The organism is Rhizobium sp. 42MFCr.1 (assembly GCF_000377185.1).
Taxonomy (GTDB): domain Bacteria; phylum Pseudomonadota; class Alphaproteobacteria; order Rhizobiales; family Rhizobiaceae; genus Rhizobium; species Rhizobium altiplani.
The window spans coordinates 1-3,594 of sequence record NZ_KB897816.1 but is presented as its reverse complement, the minus strand read 5'-3'; the positions used below and the strand labels follow the sequence as shown (position 1 = coordinate 3,594).

At 53.1% G+C, this 3,594-nt stretch carries 1 tRNA gene and 2 rRNA genes; all 3 read left to right on the top strand.

Features of this window, described 5'->3' with window-relative positions:
- Window positions 1–264: 264 nt before the first annotated feature.
- The 3 genes from C934_RS0100015 to C934_RS0100005 all read left to right on the top strand — a co-directional run bounded on the left by C934_RS0100015 (window position 265) and on the right by C934_RS0100005 (window position 3,593).
- A 23S ribosomal RNA gene (locus C934_RS0100015) occupies window positions 265–3,065 on the top strand.
- Between the two features lie 115 nt (window positions 3,066–3,180).
- A 5S ribosomal RNA gene (rrf, locus tag C934_RS0100010) occupies window positions 3,181–3,295 on the top strand.
- 221 nt (window positions 3,296–3,516) lie between these two features.
- Window positions 3,517–3,593: transfer RNA gene (locus C934_RS0100005), tRNA-Met, on the top strand.
- Window position 3,594: the final 1 nt, after the last annotated feature.

The following is a 3,594-nucleotide window of genomic DNA, read 5'->3' as shown; positions in this document are numbered from 1 at the left end:
TGGTCTGATTACCGTTGCCTGACCGCGCGGTACCGGATTTAATCTCGAGAAGCTGGTCTTAAAGATCCGGCCCAAGCGAGCTGCTCGGCGTAGCTCCAATAAAGGGACCGGATCGAACACGTCGATGGCATCTGAATGATCTGGTTGTAAAAGGTAACCAGATTGTTGGAGCTGGCCGTATGGCCAGATTTGGCACCCCCGCGGCGAAGCCGACGGGACAAGGTTTGCCAAATCCAACTAAAGATGAGCATTGGCAATGAGAACGATTAAGTGTCGTAAGGGCATTTGGTGGATGCCTTGGCATGCACAGGCGATGAAGGACGTGATACGCTGCGAAAAGCCGTGGGGAGCTGCGAATAAGCTTTGATCCATGGATCTCCGAATGGGGCAACCCACCTTAAATGCTTGGAAAATCCAAGTTGTTCGCAAGAACGATTTGGGTTTCCAAGCATTGTGATAAGGTATCTGCACCTGAATAAAATAGGGTGTAAGAAGCGAACGCAGGGAACTGAAACATCTAAGTACCTGCAGGAAAGGACATCAACCGAGACTCCGCAAGTAGTGGCGAGCGAACGCGGACCAGGCCAGTGGCAATTGTGTTTAAAGCGGAACATTCTGGAAAGTTTGGCCGTAGCGGGTGACAGCCCCGTACGCGTAGATAGCATGATTGTCCTAGAGTAGGGCGGGACACGAGAAATCCTGTCTGAACATGGGGAGACCACTCTCCAAGCCTAAGTACTCGTGCATGACCGATAGCGAACAAGTACCGTGAGGGAAAGGTGAAAAGCACCCCGACAAGGGGAGTGAAATAGAACCTGAAACCGGATGCCTACAAACAGTCGGAGCCCGCAAGGGTGACGGCGTACCTTTTGTATAATGGGTCAACGACTTAGTGTAACAAGCAAGCTTAAGCCGGTAGGTGTAGGCGAAGCGAAAGCGAGTCTGAATAGGGCGATTTAGTTTGTTGCATTAGACCCGAAACCGAGTGATCTAGCCATGAGCAGGTTGAAGGTTGGGTAACACCAACTGGAGGACCGAACCCGCATCTGTTGCAATAGATTGGGATGACTTGTGGCTAGGGGTGAAAGGCCAATCAAACTCGGAAATAGCTGGTTCTCCGCGAAATCTATTTAGGTAGAGCGTCGACCGAATACCCTGGGGGGTAGAGCACTGGATGGGCTATGGGGACTCACCGTCTTACTGATCCTAACCAAACTCCGAATACCCAGGAGTACTAGTCGGCAGACACACGGCGGGTGCTAACGTCCGTCGTGAAAAGGGCAACAACCCTAACCTCCAGCTAAGGTCCCCAAGTCATGGCTAAGTGGGAAAGGATGTGAGGATCCCAAAACAACCAGGATGTTGGCTTAGAAGCAGCCATCATTTAAAGAAAGCGTAACAGCTCACTGGTCTAAATAAGGGTCTTTGCGCCGAAAATGTAACGGGGCTGAAGCCATGCACCGAAGCTGAGGATGTGTAGCAATACACGTGGTAGCGGAGCGTTCCGTAAGCTGATGAAGGGAGACCCGTGAGGGCTCCTGGAGGTATCGGAAGTGCGAATGTTGACATGAGTAACGATAAAGAGGGTGAGAGACCCTCTCGCCGAAAGACCAAGGGTTCCTGCTTAAAGTTAATCTGAGCAGGGTTAGCCGGCCCCTAAGACGAGGCGGACACGCGTAGTCGATGGGAACCACGTTAATATTCGTGGGCCTGGTGGTAGTGACGGATTGCTCAACTTGTGAGGTCTTATTGGATTGATCTTGCAGGGACGCGGTTCCAGGAAATAGCTCCACCGTATAGACCGTACCCGAAACCGACACAGGTGGTCAGGTAGAGTATACCAAGGCGCTTGAGAGAACTATGTTGAAGGAACTCGGCAAATTGCACGCGTAACTTCGGAAGAAGCGTGACCCCATTTTACGCAAGTGAAGTGGGGTGGCACAGACCAGGGGGTAGCGACTGTTTATCAAAAACACAGGGCTCTGCGAAGTCGCAAGACGACGTATAGGGTCTGACGCCTGCCCGGTGCTGGAAGGTTAAGAGGAGAGGTGCAAGCTTTGAATCGAAGCCCCAGTAAACGGCGGCCGTAACTATAACGGTCCTAAGGTAGCGAAATTCCTTGTCGGGTAAGTTCCGACCTGCACGAATGGCGTAACGACTTCCCCGCTGTCTCCAACATAGACTCAGTGAAATTGAATTCCCCGTGAAGATGCGGGGTTCCTGCGGTCAGACGGAAAGACCCCGTGCACCTTTACTATAGCTTTACACTGGCATTCGTGTCGGCATGTGTAGGATAGGTGGTAGGCTTTGAAGCAGGGACGCCAGTTTCTGTGGAGCCATCCTTGAAATACCACCCTTATCGTCATGGATGTCTAACCGCGGTCCGTTATCCGGATCCGGGACAGTGTATGGTGGGTAGTTTGACTGGGGCGGTCGCCTCCGAAAGAGTAACGGAGGCGCGCGATGGTGGGCTCAGACCGGTCGGAAATCGGTCGTCGAGTGCAATGGCATAAGCCCGCCTGACTGCGAGACTGACAAGTCGAGCAGAGACGAAAGTCGGTCATAGTGATCCGGTGGTCCCGTGTGGAAGGGCCATCGCTCAACGGATAAAAGGTACGCCGGGGATAACAGGCTGATGACCCCCAAGAGTCCATATCGACGGGGTTGTTTGGCACCTCGATGTCGACTCATCGCATCCTGGGGCTGGAGCAGGTCCCAAGGGTATGGCTGTTCGCCATTTAAAGCGGTACGTGAGTTGGGTTCAGAACGTCGTGAGACAGTTCGGTCCCTATCTGCCGTGGGTGTAGGAATATTGACAGGATCTGTCCCTAGTACGAGAGGACCGGGATGGACATATCTCTGGTGGACCTGTTGTCCTGCCAAGGGCATAGCAGGGTAGCTACATATGGAATGGATAACCGCTGAAGGCATCTAAGCGGGAAACCAACCTGAAAACGAGTATTCCCTATCAGAGCCGTGGAAGACGACCACGTTGATAGGCCGGGTGTGGAAGCGCAGCAATGTGTGAAGCTTACCGGTACTAATAGCTCGATTGGCTTGATCGTTCTCATTGATCAATGCTCATCTCCGACACAGACGTGTCGGGATGAAGCCTAGACGTGTTCAACTCTAAAAAGAGGGCTTGCCCTCACCAGCTTCTCATTTGTTGCGCTTCGCTGACCTGGTGGTTATGGCGGGGCGGCTGCACCCGTTCCCATTCCGAACACGGCCGTGAAACGCCCCAGCGCCTATGGTACTTCGTCTTAAGACGCGGGAGAGTCGGTCGCTGCCAGGTCTGCTAAACGCAACAAACAAAGATAATCTTCTCATCACGAAAACGGCCCCAAGCCGATCAAAAGGGCCGCCCACAAAGCGGCCTTTGTGCTATAATGGTCCGGAAACATGCAGTGCGTCCCTTACACGAGACAAATCGCCTTCGGCAATTTGCTCGGGCAGTAGCGTAAACTGCTTCGCAGTTTACGCACCGTGACAAAACCCAAAGGGTTTTGCACTTGGCGCGGGGTGGAGCAGCCCGGTAGCTCGTCAGGCTCATAACCTGAAGGCCGCAGGTTCAAATCCTGCCCCAGCAACCAA